Genomic DNA, 4,185 nt, shown 5'->3' on the forward strand with positions numbered 1-4,185 from the left:
CTTGTCCGTCACACCCGCATCCTCCCGCATCGGCGCCCGCGCTCAGCCCACGAACGGCGGCACGGCGATCTCGCCGCGGGCCACCGGCATCACCTGACCGGTGACCGTCGCACCGACCGCCGCGCCGTCCGCCGCGGTGACCGTGCAGGCCAACGCGGACGGGCGGTTCATCTCCACGCCCTGGCGGACCGCGTACTCCGACCGCCCCTCGCCGGGCAGCAGACCACTCGCCACCAGCCAGACACCCAGGCCGAGCGCCGCCGAACCGGTCGCCGGGTCCTCCGGAACGCCCATCCCCGGCACGAAGACCCGGGCGTGCGCGGTTTGCGCTGCCGCGTCCCAGGAGAAGACGCTGACGTGCGACACCCCGTACCGTTCCGCCGCCGCCGCGTTCACCCGGGCGCGGGCCACCGACTCCGGCCGCACCGGCAGGTACGGAAACTCCAGCCCGCAGCCGGCGACCCGGGGGGCGGGGCCGACGTGGTCGTCGGCGGCCAGCCCGGCGATCTCCAGCAACGGCTCCGGATCCAGCTCCGGCCCGAGGGTCGGGGTGCCACCGGTCAACGTCGCCCCGGAGGCCGTCACCTCGATCGGCAGCACACCGGCCCCGCATTCCTGGGTGACCTGCCCCACACCGAACATCCCCCGCCGGCACGCGGTGACCGCCGCGCCGACGCTGGGATGCCCGGCGAACGGCAACTCCTCCACCGGGGTGAAGATCCTGGCGCGGTAGGTGGCGCCGACCTGGGTCGGCGGCAGCACGAACACCGTCTCGGAAAGGTTGAACTCCAGCGCGAGCGCCTGCATCTGCTCGGTGGCCAGCGCCTCCGCGCCGAACACCACCGCCAGCGGGTTGCCGGCGAAGGGGCGATCGGTGAAGACGTCCACGATCTCGTAGGCCAAGGTCGACATGTTGATAAACAGTAGGCGCTTAGGCTGGTGCGCGTGAGCACGCCGACCCGGGTCTACATCGCCCGTCTCGCCGGAGTCGCCGTCTTCGACCCGAACGGTGACCAGGTGGGACGGGTCCGTGACGCCGTGGCACGGCTCCGGGCAACCAAGCGTCCACCGGAGGTGGTGGGGCTGGTCGCCGAGATGCCGATGCGTCGTCGGATCTTCCTGTCCATCAACCGGATCACCTCCATCGACGCGGACGCCGTCGTGCTCGGCTCCGGCACCCTCAACCTGCGCCGGTTCGAGAAGCGACCGAACGAGCTGCTGGTGCTCCAGGAACTGCTCGACCGGCGGGTGCAACTGGACCCGGGCGGCCAGCCGGGCGCGGTCGTGGACGTCGCCATGGAGTGCACCAGGGGTGGCGAATGGTCACTGACCCGCGTCGCCGTCCGCGAGCAGACCGGTCGGCTCAGCCGCCGCGGCCACCTGCACCAGGTCGAGTGGGACCGGGTGCGCGGGCTCAGCGGCATCGCCGACAACCGGGGTACGGCGAACCTGCTCGCCGTACTGGAGGACATGCGCCCCGCCGACCTGGCCAACGCGTTGCAGGACCTGCCCGACGCGCGGCGCAACGAGGTCGCGGCCGCGTTGAACGACGAGCGACTGGCCGACGTGCTCAGCGAACTGCCCGAACACGACCAGGTGGAGATCCTCGCCGCCCTCGACCGGGAGCGGGCCGCCGACGTCCTGGAGGAGATGGACCCGGACGACGCCGCGGACCTGCTCAACGAACTGCCCCCACCCGAGCAGGACGTGCTGCTGGACCTGATGGAGCCGGACGAGGCCGACCCGGTACGTCAGCTGCTGAAGTACACCCCCGGCACGGCGGGCAGTGTGATGACCTCGGAGCCGGTCATCCTGCCGCCGGACGCCACCGTCGCCGAGGCACTGGCCCGGATCCGGGAGCCCCAGCTCTCCCCCGCCGTCGCCGCGCAGGTCTTCGTGACCCGGGCGCCGCAGAACACCCCGACCGGCCGCTACCTGGGCATGGTGCACTTCCAGGCGCTACTGCGCGAACCGCCGGCCGACCTGCTGGGCAAGGTGGTGGTCAACGACATCGACCCACTTCGTCCCACCACCCCGCTGCCGGAGATCACCCGTCGGATGGCCACCTACGACCTGGTCGCCATGCCGGTGATCGACCGCAACAACCGGCTGGTCGGCGCCGTGACTGTCGACGACGTGCTGGACCACTCGCTACCCCGCGACTGGCGGGACCGTGACGCGCTGACCGCCTCGGGCAGCACCGACACCGCGCTGGACGGCACAGATGGCTGACCAGCGGCGGACGGAGCGTCTCGACCAGCCACGCGAGCCCCGGGGTGTCAAGCTGCCCCGGTTCGACGCGGAGGCGTTCGGCCGGTGGTCCGAGGGCATCGCCCGGGGCATGGGCACGGCGAACTTCATCGTCGTGATGACCGTGGTGATCACGATCTGGTTCGTCTGGAACACCCTCGCCCCGGCGGACCTGCGCTTCGACCCGTACACCTTCACCTTCCTGACCCTGGTGCTGTCGCTGCAGGCCAGCTACGCGGCCCCGCTGATCCTGCTGGCCCAGAACCGGCAGGCCGACCGGGACCGGGTGGCCCTGGAGGAGGACCGGCGGCGAGCCACCGCGCAGAAGGCGGACACCGAGTACCTGGCCCGGGAGATCGCGGCCCTGCGGATCGCCCTGGGTGAGGTCGCCACCCGCGACTTCCTCCGCTCCGAGCTGGCCCGGCTGGCCGAGGAGCTGGACGAGATGGGCCAACGCCGGCAGCGCCTGGAGCGCCGTCAACAGGAGAAGGACAACCGGCAGGAACGGCGTGCGCACCGCCCGAACGACGGTGTCGGCCTGGACGAACCCCGCGACGACCTGGACGGCGACCTCACCCGGGACGCCCGGCCGGACGGCACCGCCCCGCGCCGGTCGGAGGGCTGACCAACGGGTCATCGATTGGCACACACCGCCCCGGGCAGCGGCGGCAACGGATGCCCCTCGACGTAGCATTGCGGGCATGTCAGCACCCGTGAGCACCGTCGAGGACGCGATCCAGGCCGCCCTGGCCACCGTCAACGACCCGGAGATCCGCCGGCCCATCACCGAGCTGGGCATGGTCCGCTCCGCCACGATCGGCGCCAGCGGTGTCGTACGCGTCGAACTGCTGCTCACCGTCGCCGGCTGCCCGCTGAAGGACAAGCTGCGGACCGACATCACCGCCGCCGTCGCCGCGGTGCCCGGCGTCACCGGCGTGGAGATCGACTTCGGTGTGATGACCCCGGAGCAGCGGCAGTCGTTGCAGTCGCAGCTGCGTGGCGGCGGCGCCACCGAGGAGCCCGTCATCCCGTTCGCCCAGCCCGGGTCGCGCACCCGCGTGTACGCGGTGGCCAGCGGCAAGGGTGGCGTCGGCAAGTCCAGCGTGACTGTCAACCTGGCGGCGGCGCTCGCCGCCCGGGGGCTCTCCGTCGGGGTGGTCGACGCGGACATCTACGGCCACTCGGTGCCCCGGATGCTCGGTGCGGACGGCCGACCCACCCGGGTCGAAGACATGATCATGCCGCCGCAGTCGCACGGCGTGAAGGTCATCTCCATCGGCATGTTCACCTCCGGCAACGCCGCCGTCGTGTGGCGCGGCCCGATGCTGCACCGGGCGCTGCAGCAGTTCCTGGCCGACGTCTACTGGGGCGACCTGGACGTGCTCCTGCTCGACCTGCCGCCGGGCACCGGTGACGTGGCCATCTCGTTGGCCCAGCTGCTGCCCAACTCGGAGATCCTGATCGTCACCACCCCGCAGACCGCCGCCGCCGAGGTGGCGGAACGGGCCGGGGCGATCGCCCTGCAGACCCACCAGCGGGTGGTCGGCGTCATCGAGAACATGTCCTGGCTGGAGCTGCCGGACGGTTCGCGGATGGAGATCTTCGGCGCCGGCGGTGGTGCGGCGGTGTCCGAGTCGCTGAGCCGGACCATCGGCGCGCAGGTGCCGCTGCTCGGTCAGATTCCGCTGGACACCCGGGTCCGCGAGGCCGGCGACGCCGGCAACCCGGTCGTGCTGGCCGAGCCGGAGTCCCCGGCCGCGCAGGCACTCGGCGCGATCGCCGACCGGCTCGCCGTGCGCCGCGAGTCGCTGCTCGGCAAGCCCCTCGGCCTCAAGCCCGCCGGTCGCTGACCAACCACGACCACCGCCAGCCCGTCGGCCGCTGTTGGCCGGCGGGCTGAGTCGTCTCCACGGACATGGCCAGCGGGGCAGCCGG

At 72.3% G+C, this 4,185-nt stretch carries 4 protein-coding genes; 3 read left to right on the plus strand and 1 reads right to left on the minus strand.

All coding sequences use genetic code 11. The annotated features are described in order from the left end of the window. Window positions 1-42: 42 nt before the first annotated feature. Window positions 43-912 (minus strand): PhzF family phenazine biosynthesis protein, encoded by an 870-nt coding sequence (locus KBX53_RS24540; protein WP_210861882.1) that lies wholly within the window; start codon window positions 910-912, stop codon window positions 43-45. 33 nt (window positions 913-945) lie between these two features. Here KBX53_RS24540 and KBX53_RS24545 point away from each other — a divergent pair, with 33 nt between their 5' ends. The 3 genes from KBX53_RS24545 (at window position 946) to KBX53_RS24555 (ending at window position 4,100) form a co-directional block, all read left to right on the plus strand. After that, window positions 946-2,232, plus strand: coding sequence for a CBS domain-containing protein (locus KBX53_RS24545; RefSeq protein WP_030329229.1), 1,287 nt, complete (start codon window positions 946-948; stop codon window positions 2,230-2,232). Next, window positions 2,225-2,875, plus strand: a complete 651-nt coding sequence (locus KBX53_RS24550; protein WP_030329231.1) for a DUF1003 domain-containing protein — start codon at window positions 2,225-2,227, stop codon at window positions 2,873-2,875. Before KBX53_RS24545 ends, KBX53_RS24550 begins: the two co-directional genes overlap by 8 nt. Window positions 2,876-2,951: 76 nt before the next feature. Continuing rightward, window positions 2,952-4,100: an Mrp/NBP35 family ATP-binding protein gene (locus KBX53_RS24555; protein ID WP_030329233.1), complete on the plus strand. Its 1,149-nt coding sequence runs from the start codon at window positions 2,952-2,954 to the stop codon at window positions 4,098-4,100. Window positions 4,101-4,185: the final 85 nt, after the last annotated feature.

The organism is Micromonospora sp. M51, assembly GCF_018070305.1.
Classification (GTDB): domain Bacteria; phylum Actinomycetota; class Actinomycetes; order Mycobacteriales; family Micromonosporaceae; genus Micromonospora; species Micromonospora parva.

What these genes read in the sequence shown, in the direction of transcription:
- KBX53_RS24540 (WP_210861882.1), bottom strand. Translation starts at nt 912, where the DNA reads ATGTCGACCTTGGCCTACGAGATCGTGGACGTCTTCACCGATCGCCCC.
- KBX53_RS24550 (WP_030329231.1), top strand. Translation starts at nt 2,225, where the DNA reads ATGGCTGACCAGCGGCGGACGGAGCGTCTCGACCAGCCACGCGAGCCC.
- KBX53_RS24555 (WP_030329233.1), top strand. Translation starts at nt 2,952, where the DNA reads ATGTCAGCACCCGTGAGCACCGTCGAGGACGCGATCCAGGCCGCCCTG.